This is a genomic window from Pseudomonas sp. EL_65y_Pfl2_R95 (genome assembly GCF_963971045.1).
GTDB lineage: Bacteria > Pseudomonadota > Gammaproteobacteria > Pseudomonadales > Pseudomonadaceae > Aquipseudomonas.
Window position 1 is genome coordinate 965,138 of the sequence record NZ_CAXAOV010000001.1, and the last position, 22,959, is coordinate 988,096.

Below are 22,959 nucleotides of genomic sequence, written 5' to 3' on the forward strand. Positions count from 1 at the left end.
TCAGGCACTCCCTATCGGCGCGTGCACAGCAGGCGCAAGGCGGTCGAGGAATAAAGTCGCGGCGAGCAAATCAGCGGCCCCGCCGGGCGAGGCACGTAGCCTCAACATGTCGTTATCGAGATCGCGCAGCAATCGACGGCCATCAAGACTGGCGCAACCGCCCGCCTTGAGAACCGCGCGTGCTCCGCTCTGCATGCAGTCCAGCCCGGCCAGACCGGCACGGTAAAGCACACAGGTATCAGTCAGTTGGCTCATGATCGCCAGCAGCGCATCAAGCCGTGCATTCTGTTCACCAGCCGGCACCGAGCGGCTGTGCAACAGCTGCGGCAAGCCATACTGGATAATTGCCGGGAAGCCCAACTGGGCTTGCTCACGCGCCCCGGTCAAACCATAGGTTCGGCAAACTTGTGCGCCATGGCTCTCGGCCGTGATTGGCATTGCGCGGTCGGTGTACAGGGCAATCTGCGCCGCGCGCAAGGTCACTTCAGCAGGACTCAGCGCCTGGTCATCCAGCGCAGCAGCAGCGCAGAGCAAACCCAGTGCCCAGATAGCACCCCGGTGAGTGTTGACGCCGCCCGTAACGCGCAGCATCTCGACCTCGGCTTCACGGCCAATGCGGCCAAGTGTTTCGCGCAGGCTTTGGTTAATTTCAGAATATTGGCTGGCTTCTTCTGCCATTTGTTTAAAGGCGGGCCACAGCGACAGCGCCGACGAATGCATCAGGCCCAAGTGCAGGTCGTCATGGGCGCCATTGCCCCGGCGATCGACCAGCCCCGGTTTAGGTGACAGATCTGCCTCATCGATCAGCACGTCAACAGCCAGATCAGCCAAGTCGTCAGCCACACTCAGGCGCGGCTGCTTAATGTATAAGGCAGTCATTACCAACTCCTGAATTTAGCGGGCGGGTTGTACAGGCCGCCTGACCATTCAACCAGCTCGGCGATGCTCTTGGCCGCCAGTAGTTCACGGCTGGCATCGGCACGGCGAATGCCCAGATCTTCCGGCAATGCGATCAAGCCTTCCTGGCGCATGCGCAATGTGTCTTTAGGGTCGTGGCGCAGACCAATACTGGTCACGCCCGCCACGGCGGCGATCATCGCTTGGCGCTCTTCAAGTGAGCGCGCCTTGTACAGATAGGCAATGCCTTCCTCAGTCAGCAGGTGGGTCACGTCATCGCCATAAATCATGATGGGGGCCAATGGCATGCCGCTTTTACGGGCCACTTCAACCGCATCGAGGGTCTCGACAAACGTCGGCTTACCGCCTTCCTGGAAGGTTTCAACCATCTGCACCACCAGCTTTTTACCGCGTTCGAGCATGGTCACGGGAGCGCCGGTGTCGGAACACATGTCCAGCCAGGCTGGCGTAGCATGGCGTCGTCCACGCGGGTCGTGACCCATGTTTGGCGCCCCGCCGAAACCGGCTAAGCGACCTCGGGTCACGGTGGATGAATGGCCATCTCCATCGACTTGCAAGGTGGCACCAATAAACAGGTCGACGGCGTATTGGCCGGCCAACTGGCACATCATCCGGTTGGAACGCATCGAGCCGTCACGGCCGGTGAAAAACACATCCGGACGCATGGCAATGTAGTTTTCCATGCCCAGCTCAGTCCCGAAGCAGTGCACGCTTTCGACCCAGCCGGTCTCGATTGCGGGAATCAAGGTTGGATGAGGATTGAGGGTCCAGTTGCGACAAATCTTGCCCTTGAGACCGAGCTTCTCGCCGTAGGTCGGCAGAATCAGCTCAATAGCCGCAGTGTTAAATCCAATACCGTGGTTGAGCGACTGGACATTGTGTTTTTCATAGATACCGCGAATCGCCATCATCGCCATCAACACATGCACCGGCTTGATGTGGCGCGGGTCGCGGGTGAACAGCGGCTCGATATAAAACGGCTTATCAGCCACCACCACAAAGTCGACCCAAGACCCGGGAATATCCACTCGCGGCAACTCGCTGACATCATCAACCAGTTCATTGACCTGAACGATAACGATGCCGTCGCTGAACGCGGTGGGTTCGACCAGCGCGGGGGTGTCTTCGGTGCTGGGCCCGGTGTAGATGTTACCCGCCCGGTCTGCCTTGAAGCCTGCGACCAGCGCAACATTGGGAATCAGGTCAACCAACAGGCGAGAGTAAAGCTCGATATAGGTGTGGATAGCGCCAACTTCGAGCAGGCCATCTTCGAGCAATTGGCTGATGCGCAGGCTTTGCGGCCCGGCAAAGGAAAAATCGAGTTTTCGCGCAATACCGCGCTCGAAAAGGTCAAGGTGCTCGGCGCGACTGACGCTCGGCATGATCATGTGCAAATCATGCAGACGCTCAGGACTGGCCTTGGCCAGCGAGCGGGAAAGAAAATCGGCTTGCTTCTGGTTATTGCCTTCAAGCACCACGCGATCACCCGGGGCGATCAAGGCTTCGAGCGCTGCGACAATTTTATCGCTGGGCAAAACCACGCCATCGGCTAATGCACGAACCTGCTCAAGGCGACGGTGTTTCTCGGTACGGCGACGTGACCAATTCGGCGGCGGGGATATTGTTGTTGTCATGCTGGCTCCACGTAGTGCGCTGTCGTGGTGCCACATTAGGAGCCTGATCAAGTGCCATCAATCAACTAGGCAGCGCAATCGTTACGATTATCGTAACGATTTTTTAGCAGCCTTTGATCACGCTGAGACCGCAACAGTTAACCTCGGCGCCCAGACCGGGCATACTTGGACATTGCCCTCGTTCTAGTAGCCGCCATGCGTATCCACGTTACCTTTATCGACCGCGTCGGAATCACCCAGGAAGTACTGGCGTTACTCGGTGGACGCAACCTGAATCTGGATGCGGTGGAGATGGTTCCGCCCAACGTCTACATCGACGCACCGACCCTCAGCTCCGAGGTGCTCGATGAGTTACGTGAAGCCTTGTTCAAGGTGCAGGGTGTGCAGGCGGTCACTATCGTCGATATTCTCCCCGGTCAGCGTCGGCGCTTGCAGCTTGATGCGCTGCTGGCGGCCATGACCGATCCCGTCCTGGCGGTCGATGGCCAGGGTCGCGTGCTATTGGCTAACCCCGCGTTAATCGGGCTTTGCGAACAGGAGCCGGAAGGTCTAGCCCTTGGCGATTTATTCGCCAATCCAGCCCTGCAGCACGAACTGCTTGAGCAAAACTTTCGCTTGCCGCTGCGGGAAGTCACCCTTAACGGCCAAGCACTGCTGCTCGATGCCATGCCGATTAGTGAGACGGCCGACGCGGGGCGACTGCAACTGGCCGGCGCCTTGCTTACGCTCTACGAACCAAGCCGGATCGGCGCACGCTTGTCGGCGCTGCACCATGACCACGCCGAAGGTTTTGATTCCCTGCTTGGCGACTCTGCGCCCATTCGGACCCTCAAAGCCCGTGCGCTGAGAGTGGCGACCCTTGATGCGCCCCTGCTTATTCAGGGCGAGACCGGCACCGGCAAGGAACTGGTCGCCCGTGCCTGTCATACCAGCAGCGCACGCTGCGATGCCCCTTTTCTTGCGTTGAACTGCGCCGCCTTGCCGGAAAACCTTGCCGAAAGTGAGCTATTTGGTTATGCCCCCGGAGCATTCACTGGAGCCCAGCGCGGCGGCAAGCCGGGGCTCTTGGAACTGGCCAACCATGGCACGGTATTTCTCGATGAAATCGGCGAGATGTCGCCTTATCTGCAGGCCAAACTGTTGCGCTTTCTCAATGACGGAACCTTCCGCCGGGTTGGCGGTGAGCGAGAAGTTAAGGTTGATGTACGCATTCTTAGCGCCACCCACCGCGATCTGGAAAAGATGGTCAGCGAAGGCAGTTTCCGTGAAGACCTGTATTACCGCCTGAATGTGCTCAACCTTGAAGTGCCGCCATTGCGCGCACGGGGTCAGGATATTTTGCTGCTGGCCCGACATTTTATGCGCCAGGCATGCGCGCAGATTCAACGGCCGCCCTGTCGGTTGGCCCCGGACACCTACCCTGCTCTGCTGAGCAATCGCTGGCCGGGAAATGTGCGTCAGTTACAAAACGTGGTGTTCCGCGCAGCCGCTATCAGCGAAAGCAATCTGGTGCTGATTGACGACCTGGACATTGCCGGCACAGCAATCGCCACGCATGCGCAAAATGACCCGGTTGAAAGCCTGGACTCAGCCGTTGCAGGGTTTGAAAAAGCCTTGCTCGAAAAACTCTATGACAGCCATCCATCGACCCGGCAATTGGCGAGCCGCCTGCAAACGTCGCACAGTGCCATTGCCGTGCGCCTGCGCAAGTACGGCATTCCCAAGCCGTCCTGAGGTGAGTGAACGGCAAGTCTGGACACCACCACCCGCGCAAACAACCTGAATATTAGAGACCGCCATGGTGGATGAAAAAAGCGTCATCCAGCCAGGAGCGTCGATTACCCACTAACGCGTAGATCGCTCAAGCGCGCCAACCGCGGATCGGTTGTGCGCGAGCTGTATCAGATGGCGTATTTCTGCAAATTGGCCATCATCTCTTTCAACGCCTCAACGTTGTCACCCGGATGCGCGGCGCCCTCAAAGTCGCAGATCTGCGCCCAATGCGCGGCCACATCTTCAGGGCTAAAGCCTGCACGCGGATCGAAGCCGGCACCGAGGCTACGCTCCCAGCGCACTTTACCAATCCATCCGCCACCCACTTCGAACAGTCCTGAAGTCTCTTCACAGCTGTCGCTGGCCAGATACACCACCAACGGGCTAACCAGTTCGGGCTTGAGTTGCTCGAATACTTGCGGCGGAATCAAGCCTTCGGTCATGCGCGTGCCACCGGTTGGCGCAATCGCATTGACCAGAATATTATTTTTACGGCCTTCGATCGCCAAGGTGCGCGTCAACCCATAGAGCCCCAGTTTCGCCATACCGTAGTTTGACTGGCCAAAGTTGCCGTAGATACCGGAAGTCGATGAGGTAAAGATCACGCGCCCATAGCCTTGCTCACGCATATGGGGCCAGGCTGCACGGGTAATCTTGTAGGCGCCTTCGACGTGCACTTGATACACCTGATCCCAGTCAACCTGCTCCATCTTATGGAAGCTTTTGTCACGCAGGATGCCAGCATTGTTGACCACAACATCGATGCGTCCGAATGCCTCCAAGGCATGGGCTACGATTTTATCGCCATCGGTTACTGAGTCATGGTTGGCTACCGCCGTGCCACCCGCAGCACGAATTTCTTCGACCACTTTGTCTGCCGCAGACGCATTTGCACCTTCACCATGGGTGCTGCCGCCCAGGTCATTGACCACAACTTTTGCACCATGCTTGGCAAACAACAGCGCATGGGCGCGTCCCAACCCGCCACCGGCACCGGTAACAATCACGACTTGGTCTTGGAAACGAATGGTTTCACTCATCAGTAGGCTCCTGGCAGTGTCAATTAATGCGCCGAGTGTCGGGCAGGGTCACGATTGCCACAACTATGACAACCGGGCCTGAATGGTGCCCGATAAGGCAAAGAGATAAGCGCCAACGACCTTGATCATATAAATCAATCGGCCGTCTTGACGCATAGATTAGTCCAGCGACGGCGCAGGTATTTGCTGCAAGCACTGGCGAAACGCCAAGTAATGCTCCAATACTGCTTCTGGCGCCTCGGTTTGTGGATAATGACCGATATCCTCCAAGAGCACAGTGTCGGGTTGGTCAATCAATTCCCGGTAACGCTCAACCATGTGCCTGCCGGAAATCGGGTCGACCGCGCCATCAATGATCCGCATCGGCACTTGGCCAGCTTGCATGGCCGCCACCCAGCGCTCCCGTTGCTGGCGCCGTTCCGGCATATAGCGAATCAGGCGGTGCATGATCGCTGGCCCATTGTTATGGGTGATCAAGGTCCAGAAGTCGTCTAGCTCGGCCGCGCCTGGCAAGGTCTCGGGGCCGAAAATCTTGGCGAAACTCGCTTCAAGTTTTTGCCGACTGAACAAGGGGCCGATAAATCGCCCTAAAGGACTTAGCAGCAGCTTTTGCAGCAACACCGGGTGGTGGGTTTCCGGAAACAAACCACCATTAAGGAAGACGCAACTCGCCAGTTGGCAACGGCCCTGCTGCTGGCGTGCCAGTAACTCTTGAGCAACGCTGTCGCCATAATCATGGGCCAGCACATGCACATCCTCGCTGACACCTATGTGGGCCAACAATGCCTGCTGTAAATCCGCCTGCTCCAGCAAGCTGTAGTCGTGATCCGCAGGTTTGGCCGAATAACCAAACCCAAGCATGTCACAGGCAATCAGCCGGTAACGCTGCGCCAAGGGCCGCCAGAGATAATGCCAGTCCCAACTCGCGGTGGGAAAACCGTGAATCAGCAGCAGCGGCGGCGCATCAGCAGCGCCGGCTGTCCAGTAACGTATCTCATGGCCTTTGAAGTCAAAGCCCTGACTTGCCGAGCGCCACTGTTCCAGCGCAATCCCGGGCAACGCCATCAGCTGGCATAACCGGGCATTTGCTGGTCGAGCTTACGCAATAAGGCTGGCCATGCCAAAGAACCACCCATGCCCTGCGGGCTTTTCATCACACCGGCGACCATGGCCTTGGCGCCATCCAGAATTTGCTGAGGGATATGAATAAGCTCGGCACCACCGCTCTGGGCCATGACCTGGACCTCACAGGCGCGCTGCAAGGTAAACATCATTAAAAAGGTGTCGGCGATACTCGAGGAAGCGGTCAAGAGGCCGTGGTTCGGCAAGATCATAAAGTTCTTGTCGCCCAGGTCCGCCTGCAAACGCGCCTTCTCATCATGATTCAGCGCCACGCCTTCGTAGCCGTGATAAGCCAAGCTCGACAGGACGAACAATGACTGCTGTGACAGCGGCAATAAACCCTGCTTCTGCGCTGAAACAGCGATACCCGCGGCGGTATGAATGTGGACCACACAGGCAACATCATGCCGAACTTCATGCACAGCACTGTGGATGGTATAACCCGCCGGATTAATCGAGTAAGGGCTGTCCATCAACTTATTACCTGCAAGGTCAATCTTGACCAAGCTGGAGGCAGTGATTTCGTGGAACATTAAGCCGAAGGGGTTGATCAAGAACTCATCAACACCGGGGATTTTCGCCGAGATATGGGTGAAGATCAGGTCATCCCAACCGTGCATTGCGATCAGCCGATAACAGGCAGCCAGATCAACACGGGTTTGCCACTCAGCAGCAGACACCTGGTCTTGAAGATTTACACGGGGAAGCTCTTGGGCAGCAGTCATCACGACACCTCTGGACTTATTATTATCAACAGTCCTGAGTCTAGCGAGTGCTGCGCCCTTGCCTAGTCGCTCTGGCAGCCAGCTTAGTGACCGAGCGAGTCACCACGGCCTGTTGAGAGCTGATATTCAGCGGCTGAATGTCAGTCTTCAAGCGCGGCAATAAATCCGGCTACCCAGGGTTCGGCGTCTGTTTCCGGGGTCACACTCTCGCTAGAGTCAAGGCGCAGCATGTTCTGGACTTCCCGTATACCCAGTTCCGCATAGAGCTCGCGTACCAGTTCGCCGCCACCACAAAAGGTATCGCCATAGCTCGAATCCCCCAAGGCAATAACCCCGCCTGGCAGTCCGCTCCAGGCGGGCAGATGATCACGAATGGCGTAATACAGCGGCTGCAGGTTATCGGGCAGTTCGCCCATACCGGTGGTTGAGGTCACCGCCAAGAAAGCCTCAGGGGCAAAGGTCTGTACATCAGCCAAACTCGCGCGGGGGTTATAAAACGTCTCCAGGCCAGCGGCCTTTAATAAGCCCTGGACATGACGAGCGACTTCTTCAGCGGTGCCGTAGACCGAGCCAGAAAAGATCGCGACTCTCATAGAAACTCCTGCAGAAATAGGCAAATTCGGGGCCTATTATGCCGCAACTGGACAGTCTCATTGGATGTTTTAGAATGCCCTCACCTAGACTTGGAATTCAGTGCATGATCAGTGCAAAACTGCTACAGCTGGTGATCAGCGCCTCAAACGATGGCATCGTTGTCGCCGAGCAGGAAGGCGACGACAATATTTTGATCTACGCCAATCCGGCTTTTGAAACCCTGACCGGCTACGCCTGCGACGATATTTTGTACCAGGACTGCCGCTTTCTGCAGGGCGATGAGCGTGATCAAGAGGCCTTGCAAGTGATCCGGGCAGCCTTGAAAAGCGGGGCGCCCTGCCGCCAAATCCTGCGAAATTTCCGAAAAGACGGCACCCTATTCTGGAATGAACTCTCCATAACACCGGTCTATAACGAAAGTGATAACCTCACCTACTTCATTGGTATTCAGAAAAACGTGACAGAACAGGTGCAGGCACAGGAACGTATAAAGGAGTTGGAAGCTGAGGTGGCACTGCTCAAAGTCCGACTCGCCGATACAAACGCCTAGCCTCCCCCCACCCGCTTGGCTGAACTTTTTCTCTAGAGCCTAACTTTCAAGTTTTACGCAAGAGTTCACCATGGAAGAACCATCACTGCTCACGGACGAAGAGCGCGCCTTTATTCAGCACCTCTATTACAAGCCCGACAACCGGGCGGAACCTGAGCCACCTGGCGCTCTTCAGCCCTGCGATGAGCCATTGAATCAGCCACGAACGCGCTACCCGCACTCCCCGAAGCGGACCATTGGAACGGCGTATTCCAATGGTTACGGTAACCGCTTATCACTTAGATCTGGATATTATGAAACTCTCAGCTTCACTTACGGCAACCAAGCCGTAAGGGCGCCTGTGGCAATGCAGGAACGCGTCAAACAGTTGGAGGCCGAGATTGCCCGGCTAAAAATCAGACTAACGGACGCAATACCCTGACCAAAAGGCGAAACTTAGGCTGCTCTCAAGTGTCATAAATGATCAACAACGCTCCGCGTAGAGTTCAACATGCAAGATCCAATACTGCTCACAGAAGATGAACTGGAATTTATCCAGCATCTTTATGACCGACCTGCGAACAAGCACCTTGGGCCTTTGCACGCCCAAATTGACCTCGAAGAGTCGCTTAAAGATCTACTGAGCAATTACGCGAATGTTGAAAAGCTGACCATAGACGCGCGCTTTGCCAACCAACGGATGACGTTTACCCCGTATATTTCCGAGGATGCTTCGCATAATCAGCACCTCGAACTTGGCACACCGAAGATATTCGATGAGTCCGGCGCCGACAGTCGTGCTTGGCGCTTGCCTTTATCGCCACCGATAGAGCTGCGTAATCTTAATGGCACAGCCAGTGGCCTGATGGTGCATGAGCTATCCATGGATGGCTTGCTGATTGAACAGCTGCCGAACCACAGAGCACCAGCTCAATTTAATCTGCTATTGCCCCTTGGCCGGCAAAAACCGATTTCAGTCCAAGGCCACTTTGTGCGCAAAGCCAACAAAGTGCTGCTGGCCTACCAGCTTGATCCGATGGACAGACTGAGCAGCGAACGCTTACAGCAGTTTCTTTACCTGAAGCACCGCACCCTCTTCCCCCAAGCACACCCCGAATAAGCCTCAAGCCATCATTAAGTATCGAGAGCACCCTCGAGAAACTGTTGCAGGCGATGCAGCATCAAGTGCCCTTCATTCCCCAGGCTTGCAATGGCTGATCCGCTCAGCACACTCTCACTTAAAGCGGCACACTCACCGGCCAAACTCACCGGGCAATCAAGGCTTAAACCCAAGCGCTTAAGGGTTTGCGGCAGCTGGTCATTGGGTACCTGATTGGAAAACAACACCAGCCCCAACGGCTTGATCCGTTCACACAGATACACCAACTCATCAAGCGGCTGACCGATGGCCAAAACGCTGACAGCAGCGCTTGACTGACTGAGCAACAAGCCGGTCACCAGCAATTCAAGTTCACGACAGTGCCCAGGTAATGCCGCCAGCAGCACCCGCGCTTCAGCCTGGCCGCGAATGGCATGCAGGCGCTGCATCACGCGACCACGCAGAAAGGCGTCGTAAAACAGCCACTCACTGGTTTGACTGACCCCATCATGGCCCACGAGCAGCGCCTGCCAAACCGGCATCAGAATGTCCTGAAACACCACAGGCAAGGGATAGCTTGAAAACACCTGACCGTACACACGGTCCAGCGTGATGTCATCGAAAGCGCCAACTGCACTGCGTATCTGACGTTGCCACTGCTGCCATTCGGAGCCTGTTACCACGTCATACATCGGTGCAGTGGCCGCTTTAAGCGAGCGGGTTTTAGCCAGAACCTTACCCACTTTGCTAACCGCAACGCCCCGCTCAATCCAGGACAAAATAGTGCGCACCGACTCAACATCCGCTTGCGAATAAAGGCGATGACCACTGTCAGTGCGTGTTGGCTGAATAAGCCCGTAGCGCCTTTCCCACGCGCGTAGGGTCACTGGATTAACGCCGGTTAAACGTGACACCTCACGAATAGGGAAGAGATCTTCTCGCTTAAGCGCAGCTGAGCTCAGGGTCAATGCGGCAACAGGGTCGGACATAGCAAGGGGTTCTGCAAAATAAAGTGTCAATATTGTAACCCAGCCGGAGAGCCCGCATCGTCGGTCAAACCTGTACAGCCGACGAAATCGATAGCAGGCCAGCCACCCCTCTGACCCCTTAGTGACCATATGTGCACGCGAACCCCGGCTTTCTGCCTGCCAGCTGATCACGCCCGCACCCAGACGGTGCATATAACGGCAATAAAGCGCCCAACGAATCATGCGTTGAGCGCCAGGAAGCCCGCGCTGGCTTATTTCTGAAAAACCGGAATAATCCTTGCTTGTAACCCTGCACACAGTTTGCGTTGCTCACCATCCCGAGCGACGTATTGCCTGCACCCATACCCTGGATGCAAGCCCGGTTTAATGGAGATACACAATGTCTGCACAACCCGTCACCTTGATGGTGGCGCGCCGCGTTGCCAGCGGGCGCTTTCACGACCTTATCGCCTGGCTGCACGAGGGCGAACATCTGGCCACTGACTTCCCGGGCTACTTAGGCTCCGGGGTACTGGCGCCGCCACCTGATGGCGATGAGTTCCAGATTATCTTCCGCTTTGCAGACGAGCAAACCCTAGCCTCGTGGGAACACTCTGCCTCGCGTACAGCGTGGCTGACTCGTGGCAGCGGCTTATTTGCCCAACCGCAAGAGCAACGCGCAGTTGGAATTGATTGCTGGTTTGGCTCGGCCCACCGCCAAGCGCCGCGTTGGAAACAAAGCGTGGCGATATGGCTGGCGTTCTTCCCGGTCTCATTATGTTTCAACTTCCTGCTTGGCGGCTGGTTAAGGGACTTTTCCTTGGTCAACCGGGTGCTGCTCTCAACCCTGGCGCTCACACCGCTGATGACCTACCTGTTTATCCCGCTGTCGACCCGGCTACTTGCCCCTTGGTTGCTCAGTCGCCAACGACCCATTCTGCGCGGCGGCGAAGCGCCAAGCACGCGATAACCCCGAGCAAGCAGCAGCTCACGATGACCTCATCGCCCCAAAGGCGTTTGGCTACGCTTTGCGCCCTGAGCTGAGGGGCCAACGCGCCATGCCCAGCAGCCTGCAACCCGGAAGTTTGGGGTTACAAAATCGGCTAAAGCGCCTGGAAAGGCTTGTATAGACTGCAATGGGGCCACTGGTTTGTTGCCTTTAAGCCGGTGCCCCTGCCAGCAACGCAGAATCTCCGCATTACAGCCGAGAGCTGATCATTCCGCGCAAATGGACTGTTTCTATATGACCCGCTATTTTTCGAGCAACCTTATGACCACGGCTGCAGCTTTTCTCAGCCTCAGCCTAGCCGCTTTTCCCGCCGCAGCAGCCACCACAACGGCGCCGGAACAGGCCGCCTCATCTGCAGCCAAAATTCCGGCCTACGACATTGACCTGACAAACTATCAGTACCCCTATCCGGTCAGCTTCTTTGAGCTGAACAGCCAACTACAGAATGGCGAGCCTCAGCCCCTGAAAATGGCCTACATGGACGTTCCCCCGGCAGCAGGGAAGAGCAACGGTAAAAACATCGTTCTCCTGCACGGCAAAAACTTCAACAGTGCCTACTGGCGCGACACTATAAAAGCGCTGACAAATGCAGGGTATCGGGTGATTGCGCCCGATCAGATCAGCTTCGGCAAATCGACCAAGCCGCTCGCCTATCAATACAGCTTCCAGCAGCTGGCAAACAACACCAAACAGTTGCTCGATTCCTTGGGTGTGAAAAAGGCCAGTATTTTGGGCCACTCCATGGGCGGGATGCTTGCCACGCGTTTTAGCTTGATGTTCAGCGATGTCACCCAACAGCTGATTCTGGTCAACCCGATAGGGCTGGAAGACTGGAAAACCAAAGTCCCCTACGCCTCGGTCGACGCCATCTATAAATCCAGCCTTGCCGCGAACTACAAGCAGATCAAGCAATATCAGCTGACCAGCTACTACGATAATCAATGGAAAGCGGGCTATGACGAATGGGTCAATTTGCTCGCCGGCATCACCACGGATAAAAACTACCCGCTGTTCGCCTGGAATGCAGCATTAACCGCCGACATGATCTTCACTCAACCGGTGGTGTACGAGTTTGAACAGGTGAGCATGCCAACCTTACTGATCATTGGCACACGTGACCGCTCAGCAATCGGCAAGGAGCGCGCCAGCGATGAGGTCAAAGCCTCGCTCGGCCGTTATGACCAACTGGGCAAGCGGACCGCCAAAGCGATTCCGAATGCAAAGCTGGTGGAACTGGATAATGTCGGTCACATGCCCCACATCGAAGCCTTCGACCGGTTTATCACCCCGCTGATAAGCTTTTTAGACGAGCAAAAGTAGCGCCTGAGCCGTGCGCGCCCACTCCAGGCCTGCCGGTGGCAGGCCTAACCTCCAACACGTCGATATTGACCCGCAACCGCCGCGAGCACTCAAATGAGCCGGTTGTACAAGCACAACTGCTGCTATAACGTTAGGCACGGTTGCGCAGCCTGATTGCAATTTGGCGCTGCAGCACCGGGCCGCCTTAACCTTATAATCCGAGCCAGTCATGAGCGCCAACCCAGCCCCGATCCTTATTACCGGTGCCAGTCAACGCATTGGCCTTTACTGTGCCCAACGCCTGCTGGATGAGGGACAACCGGTTATTGTCACCTATCGCACTGAACGCCAAAGCATTGAGCAACTCAGAGCACGAGGGGCGCTGGCGATAGCCGCCGACTTCAGTTCCGAGGCGGGCATTCTCGGGTTTATCCAGGCACTTAAAAGCCAAGCCCAGCGCCTGCGCGCCATCATTCATAACGCCTCAAGCTGGCTTGCCGAGCAACCTGGGCATGAAGCCGAGGCGTTCCAGCAGATGACCAATGTGCATATGCTGGCCCCCTACTTGATCAATCTGCACTGCGCCGAGCTGCTGGAACAATCACCCTGCGCCGACATCATCCACATTACCGATGATGTGGCCCGCAAAGGCAGCGCCAAACACCTCGCTTATTGCGCGAGCAAGGCGGGTCTCGAAAGTTTGAACCTGTCATTCGCCGCCAAATACGCCCCGCATATCAAGGTCAACAGCATTGCTCCTGCGTTGATCATGTTTAACCCGGATGATGATCAAACCTACCGCAGCAAAGCCTTGGCAAAGTCGGCACTGGGCATAGAACCCGGGCCAGCGGTGATCTACCAATCTGTGCGTTATTTACTCGACTCGCCTTACACCACGGGCACCACCCTCACTGTAAATGGCGGCCGTCACCTCAAATGAGGCTGAGCCTGAGGACTGCACAATGAACGACCAGTTGCCCAAACAGTACCGAGACATATTGATCGGAGTGGGCGAAGACCCGGAACGAGAAGGTTTGCTGGATACGCCCACACGCGCCGCCAAAGCCATGCAATACCTATGTAACGGCTACGGCAAACGTCTCGACGAAGTGGTCAATGGTGCGCTCTTTTCCAGCGATAGCGATGAAATGGTCATCGTCAAAGACATTGAGCTTTACTCGCTGTGTGAGCACCACCTACTGCCTTTTATTGGCAAGGCACATGTCGCGTATATGCCAACCGGTAAAGTGCTGGGCTTGTCGAAAATAGCGCGCATCGTCGACATGTACGCGCGGCGCCTGCAAATCCAGGAAAACCTGACCCGGCAAATTGCTGATGCGATCCAGGACGTTACGAACGCCGCAGGCGTGGCTGTTGTCATTGAAGCTCAGCATATGTGCATGATGATGCGCGGTGTCGAGAAGCAGAACTCAGCCATGAATACTTCTGTCATGCTTGGCGCCTTTCGTGAGTCGTACACTACACGCCTCGAATTTCTGAAACTGATTGGACGGAGTAAGTAACTATGCCGCGACTGGAACCCGGGATGGCACGGATTCGCGTCAAGGATCTGCGCCTGCGCACCTTTATCGGAATCAAAGAAGAAGAGATCAACAACAAGCAAGATGTGTTGATCAACCTGACGATTCTCTACCCGGCAGTGGACGCTGTACGGGATAACGATATTGATCATGCCTTGAATTACCGAACCATCACCAAGGCAATCATCCAGCATGTTGAAGACAACCGCTTTGCCCTGCTCGAACGCCTGACCCAGGAAATTCTCGACTTGGTCATGGGCAACGATGCCGTGCGCTACGCTGAAGTAGAAGTCGACAAACCCCATGCGCTGCGGTTTGCCGAGTCGGTATCTATCACCCTTGCCGGCCATCGATGATCGATCACAGGCTGTAACTGCGCTACGTTGCCAAGGCTGCGTAGCGCCATACCAAACGCGCAAGGATTGCCGCCCGGCTATTAGCCTTTTATTATCGGCGCATTACTGCCCTGCCCGCCCGGAGCACTGCCATGACTGATCAAGAACGTCTCGAACTGGAAGCCGCAGCTTTTCGTAGCCTGGTGCAACACCTGCGCAGCCGCCCTGATGTGCAAAACATCGACATGATGAACCTGGCCGGTTTCTGCCGGAACTGTTTATCCAAGTGGTTCAAGGCAGCCGCAGACGACAGCGGTGTCGCCATTACCCCCGACCAAGCGCGTGAAGAAGTCTACGGGATGCCGTACGCCGACTGGAAAGCCAAATACCAGCAAGAAGCCACAGCCGAGCAATTGGCTGCAATGAACAAGCAAAACAGCAAAGGATAAGTTGCATGAGTGCCCTGCAAGAATTTCGTACACGCCTGAACAGCGACACATTTGCCTTTGCCGAAACCCTGGATTTTATTGCCAGCCATTATGTTTATCAGCCCAGCGCATTTAACAACGGTGGCGTTGAAAACGCGGCCGGACAGAACGAAGGTTCGTGCAAAACCCTGGGCCTGGCATTACTCGAACAGCTGAGTGAGGAAGAAGCCCTGCGCTGCTTCGGCGAACATTATCGCAGTGTGCTGGCAACGCCTGATGGTGTTGACCACGCCAACATCCGCGCATTGATCAGCCATGGTTTGAGCGCCGTTAAGTTTGCTCGGCAGCCGCTTGATCGGGCCGCCTAACACCTAAGCCTGAGACAAAAAGAAGCCCCGCAATGCGGGGCTTCTTCGCTTAACAGGCTGACTGTTTACAAACCATCAAGGTAGCGTTCAGCATCCAGCGCGGCCATGCAACCGGCACCCGCCGAAGTAATGGCCTGACGGTAGATATGGTCAGCCACATCACCTGCAGCAAATACGCCAGCCACACTGGTCGCAGTGGCGTTGCCCTCGCGCCCTCCATTGACCACCAGATAGCCATCCTTAAGCTCAAGCTGCCCTTCAAATAACGAGGTATTCGGAGTGTGGCCGATGGCGACGAACAGCCCGTCCACCTTCAACTCTGCGTGGCTGCCATCGTTATTAAGCAGGCGCACACCGGTAACCCCCATATTATCGCCAAGAACCCGATCAACCTGGGCGTTGAGCTTGAGTTCAATCTTGCCCTCTGCAATTCGCGCTCGCAGCTTGTCCTGCAGAATCTTTTCGGCACGGAATGTTTCACGGCGATGGACCAAGGTCACTTTGCTGGCAATATTGGCCAGGTACAGCGCCTCTTCAACGGCGGTATTACCACCGCCAACTACCGCAACCTCACGGTTCCGATAGAAGAAGCCATCACAGGTTGCGCAAGCTGAAACCCCTTTACCCATAAACGCTTCTTCACTGGGCAGCCCCAAATAGCGAGCGCTGGCGCCGGTGGCGATGATCAGGGCATCGCAACTGTAGGTCGCGTTATCGCCCACCAAGGTATACAGCTTGCCGGCCAGATCGACCGCATTGATGTGATCAAACACAATCTCGGTCTCGAAGCGCTCGGCATGCTCCTGCATCCGCTGCATCAGCGCAGGGCCGGTCAGGCCATGCACATCACCGGGCCAGTTATCGACTTCGGTAGTGGTGGTGAGCTGACCGCCCGCCTGCATGCCGGTGATCAGCAGCGGCTTGAGGTTCGCGCGGGCAGCATAAACTGCTGCGCTGTAACCCGCAGGGCCAGAGCCCAGAATAATAACGCGTGCATGACGTGTAGCCGACATAGTTGACTCCTGCTAAATAAAGCGGGACTGCCCAAAACCTTAGGGGAAGGCATGGTCAAAGCAGCAGTCCCGGAAACCTGAGGAACCTGTGAAAACTGGAGCGCCAGCTTTGCAAAGGGTCCGAACTGCTGCGAAGCGTATCGATGCGCTTTGATAGAGGGAAATTTGCTTTAACAATTCACCACATAGGCCCTGACTATAACGGGCTAAACAGGCCCGTTTAGCCCCTGCGCAGGCTTTCGCCCATGCGCTAAAGTCGGTAAGGTCGATACAAACTGTTAATCACGGAAACCTCCATGCCTGCTCCCGTACTGTCCGGCCCGCAATACCTCAGCGAAGGGCTGAAGCTGGTGCTCAGCCCTGGTTTGCGCCTGTTTGTGCTCTTACCTATTGCCATCAATTTAGTGTTGTTTAGCGCGCTCGTTGGTTTTGCCACTCAGCAATTCAGTAGCTGGGTCGACACTTTTATGCCTAATCTGCCCAACTGGCTAAGCTTTCTGGAGTACATCATCTGGCCATTATTTGTGGCTCTGGTGTTACTGATGATCTTCTTCACCTTCACCATGCTCGCCAATATTGTTGCGGCGCCGTTCAATGGTTTTCTTGCAGAGAAAGTTGAAGTGGTTGTTCGCGGTGAGGACAACTTCCCCCCTTTCAGTTGGGGCGAGTTGATCGCAATGGTGCCACGAACCTTAAGCCGTGAAATGCGCAAACTGGGCTACTTTTTGCCCCGGGCCATTGGCTTGTTTATCCTGTCGTTCATTCCGGTGGTCAACTTGGTTGCCGCACCGCTTTGGCTGTTGTTTGGGGTCTGGATGATGGCGATTCAGTACATCGACTACCCGGCGGACAACAACAAAATGAGCTGGCAAGACATGCTCGCCTGGCTGCGTGAAAAGCGTTGGCAGTCCCTTGGGTTTGGCGGCATCACCTACCTGGCCCTGCTAATACCGGGGGTTAATCTGGTGATGATGCCTGCCGCCGTAGCGGGCGCCACGCTGTTTTGGGTCCGGGAGCGCGGCGATACACGCATGACCACAACACCCGGCCAGGCGGCTTCATAAATTTGCAATAAAGCCGTCACATTTGCGACATGGCAGCAGCCGAAACTGCTGTCATGAGCACATCTTCTTTGTACATCGCACTGGTTACTGAAACCTTCACCCCTGAAATTAACGGCGTGGCCAACACCCTTGAGCGCTTGGTTAATGGCTTGCGTGAGCGTGGTCATCACCTGCAACTGGTGCGACCACGACAGAGCAGCGACCTTGAGCGCAGGAACGATGAGCATTTGGTCCTTACGCGCGGCTGGCCATTGCCTGGTTATGCGGGCCTGCAGTGGGGCCAGTCAGCCCGGAATAAGCTTTTCAGCCGCTGGCGCAAGCAGCGCCCTGATGTGCTGTACATCGCCACAGAAGGCCCACTTGGCTGGTCGGCACTGAGCGCCGCCAAGCGCTTGAACATCCCGGTGGTGAGCGGCTTTCACACCAACTTCCAGCAATACAGCGGGCATTACGGAGCGGCCATACTGACGCGCCTGATCACCAATTACCTGCGCTGGTTTCATAACAGCTCACGCATGACTCTCGCCCCCAGCATCAGTCAAAAAATCGAGCTGGAGCGCCGCAACTTCGAGCGGGTAGAACTGCTATCGCGGGGCGTTGACAGTCAACTATTCAATCCAGCCAAACGCTCAGACGCCCTGCGTCAACAATGGGGGCTGGGCGAATCCGATACAGCGGTGATACATGTGGGCCGATTGGCCGCAGAGAAGAACCTGCTGCTATTGTGCGACACCTTCAAGGCTCTGCAACAGCAGTATCCTCAGCGCAACTTGAAACTGATTCTAGTGGGCGACGGGCCGCAACGCTCAGAACTCCACGCACAGCTGCCCGAGGCGATATTCTGTGGTGTGCAGCGCGGCGAACAGCTGGCTGCCCACTATGCATCGGGCGACCTGTTCGTCTTCCCCAGCTTATCCGAAACCTTCGGCAATGTAGTGCTTGAGGCCTTGGCGTCGGGGCTTGGTGTAGTGGCTTATGATCAAGCAGCTGCCAGCCAACATATCCGCCATGGGCACAATGGCGCCTTGGCCATGCCGCAAGATCAACAGGGTTTTATTGAAGCGGCATGCTGGTTACTTGAAGACCCCGAGAGCCTGCGCAGGGTACGGCTTAATGGGAGGCAGCATGCGGCGCGTCAAGGCTGGGCGGCAATCGTCGACCTCTTTGAAGCGCACTTACGCCGCGCTCTGGCGCCCGTCCAGCATATTCCTGCGGCCCGCACCCTGCCCTGAAACACCAGGCGTAAAAAAGCCCCGATGTGCCGGGGCTAAGGAACGTGCTCAGCCAGTCTGTAGCTGAGCAAATTTAAAACGTTACACCAAGCTCATCAGCGCATCACGGCTGAACGGCAGAATCTGTTCCTCGCGACCTTCGCGGACTTTCAACGCCCAGTCCGGATCAACAAGCAGGGCACGACCGACGGCAACCAGATCGAACTCCTGATTATTCAAGCGCTCAAGCAAACCTTCAAGCTTGGCCGGCTGCGCCACCTTGTCGGTGTTGACCATAAACTGCAAGAACTCGCCATCGAGTCCAACACTGCCAACTGTGATGGTGGGCTTGCCAATCAGTTTGCGAGTCCAGCCTGCCAGGTTCAATTCCGAGCCCGCAAATTCTGGCTCCCAGAAGCGCCGTGTTGAACAGTGAAAAATGTCCACACCCGCCTCCGACAACGGTTTGAGAAAAGCTTCAAGTGCTTCAGGGGTTTCCACCAGGCGTGCGTTGTAGTCTTGTTGCTTCCATTGCGAGAACCGCAGAATGATTGGGAAGTCAGGCCCAACTGCAGCGCGCACAGCCTCAATCAACTCAATCGCAAAGCGTGAACGCTGTGCCAGGTCGCCGCCGTATTCATCGGTGCGCTGGTTGCTGCCTTCCCAGAAGAACTGATCAATCAGGTAGCCGTGGGCGCCATGCAACTCAACCCCATCCATGCCGATGCGCTTGGCATCAGCGGCCGCCTGGGCGAAGGCGGCAATAACGTCGCGAATGTCGTCGTGGCTCATGCCGTGGACGACCACCTCACCATTCTTCACTTTCTCGCTCGGGCCATAGCCCGGAACGGTCGCATCCGGTTCAGTGCCGAGCTTGCGCACGTTACCGACATGCCATAGTTGCGGAACAATCTTGCCGCCTTCGGCATGTACCGCCTCAACCACTTTTTGCCAACCTGCCAGCGCGTCTTCACCATAGAAACGCGGCACGTTCGGGTAACCATTGGCTGCTTTGTGGCCAACGGTGGTGCCCTCGGTGATGATCAGGCCCACACCTGCCGCAGCGCGGCGGCGGTAATACTCAATTACCTTGCTGTTAGGCACACCACCCGGTGAGAACGAGCGGGTCATTGGAGCCATCACTACCCGGCTCGGCAGTGTCAGACTACCCAGATTAAACGGTTGGAACAGGGCTTGTGCGGTCATAGCGTCTCCAGCAGCCTAGCCTTGATCGGACTCTTCAGAGCGATCTGGGCGCAGCCAAACAGTATTAATGAGTAATCAATGCAGGGCCGGCGATGGGATAGGCATCGCTCGTTTGACGTTTGAGCCAAACAAAAGGACAGGGCATCTAATTGGGGCTGACAATAGAGCGGCGCAAGCGCTAAGCCCAGCACTATTGATATCAGTGATTAAGTCAAAAACTTGTCTGAACCGTAATTCAGACTCACAACCCGGTCACCTGCAACTCGGCAACAGACCTGGGCGCGGGTTGGGAGTCGATGGAAGGCGGTTGAGCGCGGCTTAATCGACTAGGCAAGCCGATTGAGCCGAGATGCCACTAAAGCGACAAAGCTGAAATTTACTTGGCGGTCATGGCCTGCTCAGCGGTAATGCCCAAGCCATTTTCAATCGCCTGAATCAACGCCGGGTCTTCAGGTGTCATACGTGGCGAAAAGCGCGCCAGCACACGACCATCGGGGCCGACCAGAAACTTCTCAAAGTTCCAGGTGATATCGCCGGGGAACTCGGCCCCCTCTCCCGCCAGTAAGCGGTACAAAGGATGGCGATCAGCACCATTGACCTCGATCTTGCTGGCGAGCGGAAAGGTCACCCCATAATTGACGGAACAAAACGCCTTGATGGCGTCTTCACTGTCCGGCTCTTGCCCTGCGAACTGGTTACAGGGCAATCCAAGTACGCTAAAACCCTGATCACGATAGGCTTGATAGAGCTTTTCAAGGCCAGCATATTGCGGGGTCAAACCGCATTTGGAAGCCACATTCACCACCAGAACGACCTTGCCCTTAAGTGGTGCTAACGGCAACTCTTGGCCATCCAGAGCCCGTAAAGTTAAATCGTGAAAGGCACTCATGGCTTGCTCCTTGAGCTCACAGCAAATTCCACATGGGACAAAAAAGGCGCCCTTGAGGCGCCCCTTTCTTACTCACTTGTAGCTTAGCAGTCAGTCACACTTATAACAGGACCATAAGTCGTTTTGTGTGACTAAACGGTGGCAGCAATTAATGCTGGTGACCGCCTTCGCCGTGCACGTGACCGTGAGCAACTTCTTCTTCGCTGGCGTCGCGAATATCAACGATCTTGACTTTGAAGTTCAGACGCTGACCTGCCAGTGGGTGGTTGCCGTCGACAATTACGTCATCGCCTTCCAACTCACGAATGGTCACGATTTGCATGCTGCCGTCTGGACCTGAAGCGTGGAACTGCATGCCCACTTCCAGTTCATCAACACCTTCAAACATCGAGCGATTCAGGGTAGCCAGCAACTCGGCACTGTATTCGCCGTACGCGTCTTCTGGCTCAACGGAGACTTCCAGCTCGTCGCCTACTTTCTTGTCCAGCAGGGCCTTTTCAAGGCCGGCAATGATGTTGCCAGCGCCGTGCAGGTAAACCAGCGGCGCGCCGCCAGCGGAACTGTCTATCACCTCACCAGCATCGTTGGTCAGGGTATAGTCGATGGATACAGCCTTATTGGCAGCGATCAGCATGGGGCGGAACCTTTTGCTTATGAATAAAGAACGAACAAGTTTAACCAAGGCTCCGCCCGAAAGCGAACCCAGCTCGGACGGACGGACTGGCAACATGCCAGCGCGCTTGCTTGACTTCCGTCAGGACGAGGAAGGCCATTGGGTGGCAGTATTGTCTTGCGGCCATACTCAGCACCTGCGACATCAGCCCCCGTGGCAAAACCGCGCATGGGTTGAAGACCCGGAACTGCGGCGTGCGCAGCTGGGTCAACCCTTTGCCTGCGGTTGGTGCGCAGCGGGTGACACGCAACTAGGGCTGGCGACAAACAATGCTAAGGAACGCTCTATGCACGCATCAAATATTTTGGTGATTAATTGCGGAAGCTCGTCGATCAAGTTTGCCTTGGTCAACCCGGCAGAGCCCGATTTTGCCCTGAGTGGCCTGGCTGAAAGGCTTGGTAGCGCTGATGCTGCCTTACACTGGCAATATCGCGGTAGCAAAGACTCGAAAACTATCGCCCATGCGGATCACCGTTTGGCCCTTGGCGAACTACTGCCGCTGGTAGAGCATGCCTCTCAGGGTAAGCTGCTGGGCATTGGCCATCGCGTTGTACATGGCGGGGAATACTTCACCGCAGCCACTCGCATCGACAGCAAAGCACTGCAACAAATCAAATCCCTCGAACCCTTGGCCCCCTTGCACATCCCGGTCAATACCCAAGGTATTGAGGCGGCAATCAAGCTGTTTCCAGAGCAGCCTCAGGTGGCGGTTTTCGATACGGCCTTTCACCAAAGCCTGCCAGAACATGCATTTCGCTACGCCCTGCCCGAAGCCCTTTACAGTCAACATGGGGTACGCCGCTACGGCTTTCATGGCACCAGTCACCACTATGTAAGTGCTCAAGCTGCCTCCGTCACCGGCCTTGCTTACGGCGACAGCAGTTGGCTCGTCGCTCACCTTGGCAACGGTTGCTCAACCTGTGCGGTAGTCAATGGTAAAAGCCGCGACACCAGCATGGGCCTGACCCCGCTGGAAGGTTTAGTCATGGGCACCCGCAGCGGTGACGTTGATCCAAACCTGCATGGCCACCTCGCCAGAATTTTGGGCTGGAGCCTTGATGAAATCGATCGCGTACTCAATCAGGAAAGCGGTCTGCTCGGCTTATCCGGGCTGTCAAATGACATGCGCAGCCTCGAACAAGCACGGGAGCAAGGCCATGTAGGCGCGACGCTGGCCATCGAAGTATTCTGTTATCGCCTGGCCAAGTCCTTGGCCGCAATGAGCTGCGCCCTCACCCGGCTGGATGGACTGGTTTTTACCGGTGGCATTGGCGAGAACTCGCCCCTTGTTCGCACCAAAACTGTTGAGCATTTGCGATTACTCAATCTGCAACTCGATCGCGAAGCCAACGCGCTGTGCATCCGTGGAGTGGCCGGCCCTATCCATACCCCGGGCCATCCACGCGTATTGGTCATACCCACCAACGAAGAGCGGCAAATCGCCCTTGATACGCTCGCGCTACTGAAACAGCACAGCGCCTGATTACCCTGCGCCCGACTCTTGCGTTTAATGACAGGACC

24 protein-coding genes and 1 pseudogene are annotated in these 22,959 nt (G+C 56.1%); 14 read left to right on the forward strand and 11 right to left on the reverse strand.

Annotated features, from left to right (window positions below; genetic code table 11):
* Both AACY09_RS04570 and mdcA read right to left on the reverse strand, forming a co-directional pair.
* A complete protein-coding gene (locus AACY09_RS04570) occupies positions 1–879 on the reverse strand; it encodes a triphosphoribosyl-dephospho-CoA synthase (RefSeq protein WP_339486321.1) in 879 nt (292 codons plus the stop codon).
* Positions 879–2,552 (reverse strand): malonate decarboxylase subunit alpha, encoded by a 1,674-nt coding sequence (gene mdcA, locus AACY09_RS04575; protein WP_339486322.1) that lies wholly within the window; start codon positions 2,550–2,552, stop codon positions 879–881. Before mdcA ends, AACY09_RS04570 begins: the two co-directional genes overlap by 1 nt.
* A 195-nt stretch (positions 2,553–2,747) precedes the next feature.
* On the opposite strand from mdcA, the gene AACY09_RS04580 reads away from it, so the two are divergent.
* On the forward strand, positions 2,748–4,286 hold the full coding sequence (locus AACY09_RS04580; RefSeq protein ID WP_339486323.1) for a sigma-54-dependent transcriptional regulator: 1,539 nt from the start codon (positions 2,748–2,750) through the stop codon (positions 4,284–4,286).
* Positions 4,287–4,453: 167 nt separating this feature from the next.
* Here AACY09_RS04580 and AACY09_RS04585 read toward each other — a convergent pair whose 3' ends face one another.
* From AACY09_RS04585 to AACY09_RS04600, 4 genes are all read right to left on the reverse strand, one after another.
* A complete protein-coding gene (locus AACY09_RS04585; RefSeq protein ID WP_339486324.1) occupies positions 4,454–5,365 on the reverse strand; it encodes an SDR family oxidoreductase in 912 nt (303 codons plus the stop codon).
* Positions 5,366–5,524: 159 nt separating this feature from the next.
* Entirely contained in the window at positions 5,525–6,430 is a 906-nt protein-coding gene (locus tag AACY09_RS04590) for an alpha/beta fold hydrolase (protein WP_339486325.1), read from the reverse strand.
* The gene (locus AACY09_RS04595; protein ID WP_339486326.1) at positions 6,430–7,212 is read right to left on the reverse strand and encodes a class II aldolase/adducin family protein; all 783 of its coding nucleotides are present in this window, start codon (positions 7,210–7,212) and stop codon (positions 6,430–6,432) included. The genes AACY09_RS04590 and AACY09_RS04595 overlap by 1 nt, the downstream gene beginning before the upstream one ends.
* A gap of 140 nt (positions 7,213–7,352) precedes the next feature.
* Complete coding sequence (locus tag AACY09_RS04600; protein WP_339486327.1) at positions 7,353–7,805, reverse strand: flavodoxin; 453 nt, start codon at positions 7,803–7,805, stop codon at positions 7,353–7,355.
* Between the two features lie 104 nt (positions 7,806–7,909).
* Between AACY09_RS04600 and AACY09_RS04605 the strand changes: the two genes are divergently transcribed.
* Entirely contained in the window at positions 7,910–8,356 is a 447-nt protein-coding gene (locus AACY09_RS04605) for a PAS domain-containing protein (RefSeq protein WP_339487076.1), read from the forward strand.
* A gap of 490 nt (positions 8,357–8,846) precedes the next feature.
* The gene (locus AACY09_RS04610) at positions 8,847–9,455 is read left to right on the forward strand and encodes a PilZ domain-containing protein (RefSeq protein WP_339486328.1); all 609 of its coding nucleotides are present in this window, start codon (positions 8,847–8,849) and stop codon (positions 9,453–9,455) included.
* A gap of 14 nt (positions 9,456–9,469) precedes the next feature.
* On the opposite strand, the gene AACY09_RS04615 is transcribed toward AACY09_RS04610, so the two are convergent.
* A complete protein-coding gene (locus AACY09_RS04615; protein WP_339486329.1) occupies positions 9,470–10,423 on the reverse strand; it encodes a MerR family transcriptional regulator in 954 nt (317 codons plus the stop codon).
* Positions 10,424–10,802: 379 nt separating this feature from the next.
* On the opposite strand from AACY09_RS04615, the gene AACY09_RS04620 reads away from it, so the two are divergent.
* From AACY09_RS04620 to AACY09_RS04650, 7 genes are all read left to right on the forward strand, one after another.
* Positions 10,803–11,372 carry an antibiotic biosynthesis monooxygenase gene (locus AACY09_RS04620; protein WP_339486330.1) on the forward strand — a complete coding sequence of 190 codons (570 nt, stop codon included), beginning with the start codon at positions 10,803–10,805 and terminating at the stop codon, positions 11,370–11,372.
* 273 nt (positions 11,373–11,645) lie between these two features.
* Positions 11,646–12,731 (forward strand): alpha/beta fold hydrolase, encoded by a 1,086-nt coding sequence (locus AACY09_RS04625; RefSeq protein WP_339486331.1) that lies wholly within the window; start codon positions 11,646–11,648, stop codon positions 12,729–12,731.
* A gap of 208 nt (positions 12,732–12,939) precedes the next feature.
* On the forward strand, positions 12,940–13,650 hold the full coding sequence (folM, locus tag AACY09_RS04630; RefSeq protein WP_339486332.1) for a dihydromonapterin reductase: 711 nt from the start codon (positions 12,940–12,942) through the stop codon (positions 13,648–13,650).
* 22 nt (positions 13,651–13,672) lie between these two features.
* Entirely contained in the window at positions 13,673–14,233 is a 561-nt protein-coding gene (folE, locus tag AACY09_RS04635; RefSeq protein WP_339486333.1) for a GTP cyclohydrolase I FolE, read from the forward strand.
* A 2-nt stretch (positions 14,234–14,235) separates the two neighbouring features.
* On the forward strand, positions 14,236–14,607 hold the full coding sequence (gene folX / locus AACY09_RS04640; protein WP_339486334.1) for a dihydroneopterin triphosphate 2'-epimerase: 372 nt from the start codon (positions 14,236–14,238) through the stop codon (positions 14,605–14,607).
* Between the two features lie 131 nt (positions 14,608–14,738).
* Positions 14,739–15,035: a DUF1244 domain-containing protein gene (locus AACY09_RS04645; RefSeq protein WP_339486335.1), complete on the forward strand. Its 297-nt coding sequence runs from the start codon at positions 14,739–14,741 to the stop codon at positions 15,033–15,035.
* Positions 15,036–15,040: 5 nt separating this feature from the next.
* Positions 15,041–15,382: a HopJ type III effector protein gene (locus AACY09_RS04650; RefSeq protein WP_339486336.1), complete on the forward strand. Its 342-nt coding sequence runs from the start codon at positions 15,041–15,043 to the stop codon at positions 15,380–15,382.
* Positions 15,383–15,447: 65 nt separating this feature from the next.
* On the opposite strand, the gene trxB is transcribed toward AACY09_RS04650, so the two are convergent.
* Complete coding sequence (gene trxB, locus AACY09_RS04655; RefSeq protein ID WP_339486337.1) at positions 15,448–16,395, reverse strand: thioredoxin-disulfide reductase; 948 nt, start codon at positions 16,393–16,395, stop codon at positions 15,448–15,450.
* A gap of 296 nt (positions 16,396–16,691) precedes the next feature.
* Here trxB and cysZ point away from each other — a divergent pair, with 296 nt between their 5' ends.
* Together cysZ and AACY09_RS04665 are read left to right on the forward strand one after the other, a co-directional pair.
* Positions 16,692–17,459, forward strand: a complete 768-nt coding sequence (gene cysZ, locus AACY09_RS04660) for a sulfate transporter CysZ (protein ID WP_339486338.1) — start codon at positions 16,692–16,694, stop codon at positions 17,457–17,459.
* Between the two features lie 29 nt (positions 17,460–17,488).
* Complete coding sequence (locus AACY09_RS04665) at positions 17,489–18,691, forward strand: glycosyltransferase family 4 protein (RefSeq protein ID WP_339486339.1); 1,203 nt, start codon at positions 17,489–17,491, stop codon at positions 18,689–18,691.
* A gap of 81 nt (positions 18,692–18,772) precedes the next feature.
* On the opposite strand, the gene AACY09_RS04670 is transcribed toward AACY09_RS04665, so the two are convergent.
* From AACY09_RS04670 to AACY09_RS04680, 3 genes are all read right to left on the reverse strand, one after another.
* Positions 18,773–19,876, reverse strand: coding sequence for an NADH:flavin oxidoreductase (locus AACY09_RS04670; RefSeq protein ID WP_339486340.1), 1,104 nt, complete (start codon positions 19,874–19,876; stop codon positions 18,773–18,775).
* A gap of 376 nt (positions 19,877–20,252) precedes the next feature.
* Entirely contained in the window at positions 20,253–20,765 is a 513-nt protein-coding gene (locus tag AACY09_RS04675; protein WP_339486341.1) for a glutathione peroxidase, read from the reverse strand.
* 148 nt (positions 20,766–20,913) lie between these two features.
* Entirely contained in the window at positions 20,914–21,399 is a 486-nt protein-coding gene (locus AACY09_RS04680; protein ID WP_339486342.1) for an FKBP-type peptidyl-prolyl cis-trans isomerase, read from the reverse strand.
* Between AACY09_RS04680 and AACY09_RS04685 the strand changes: the two are divergent.
* Positions 21,368–21,673: pseudogene (locus AACY09_RS04685) on the forward strand (DUF3565 domain-containing protein); the annotation flags it as partial. The gene AACY09_RS04680 and the pseudogene AACY09_RS04685 sit on opposite strands and share 32 nt — an antisense overlap.
* A gap of 51 nt (positions 21,674–21,724) precedes the next feature.
* Complete coding sequence (locus AACY09_RS04690; RefSeq protein WP_339487077.1) at positions 21,725–22,921, forward strand: acetate kinase; 1,197 nt, start codon at positions 21,725–21,727, stop codon at positions 22,919–22,921.
* Positions 22,922–22,959: the final 38 nt, after the last annotated feature.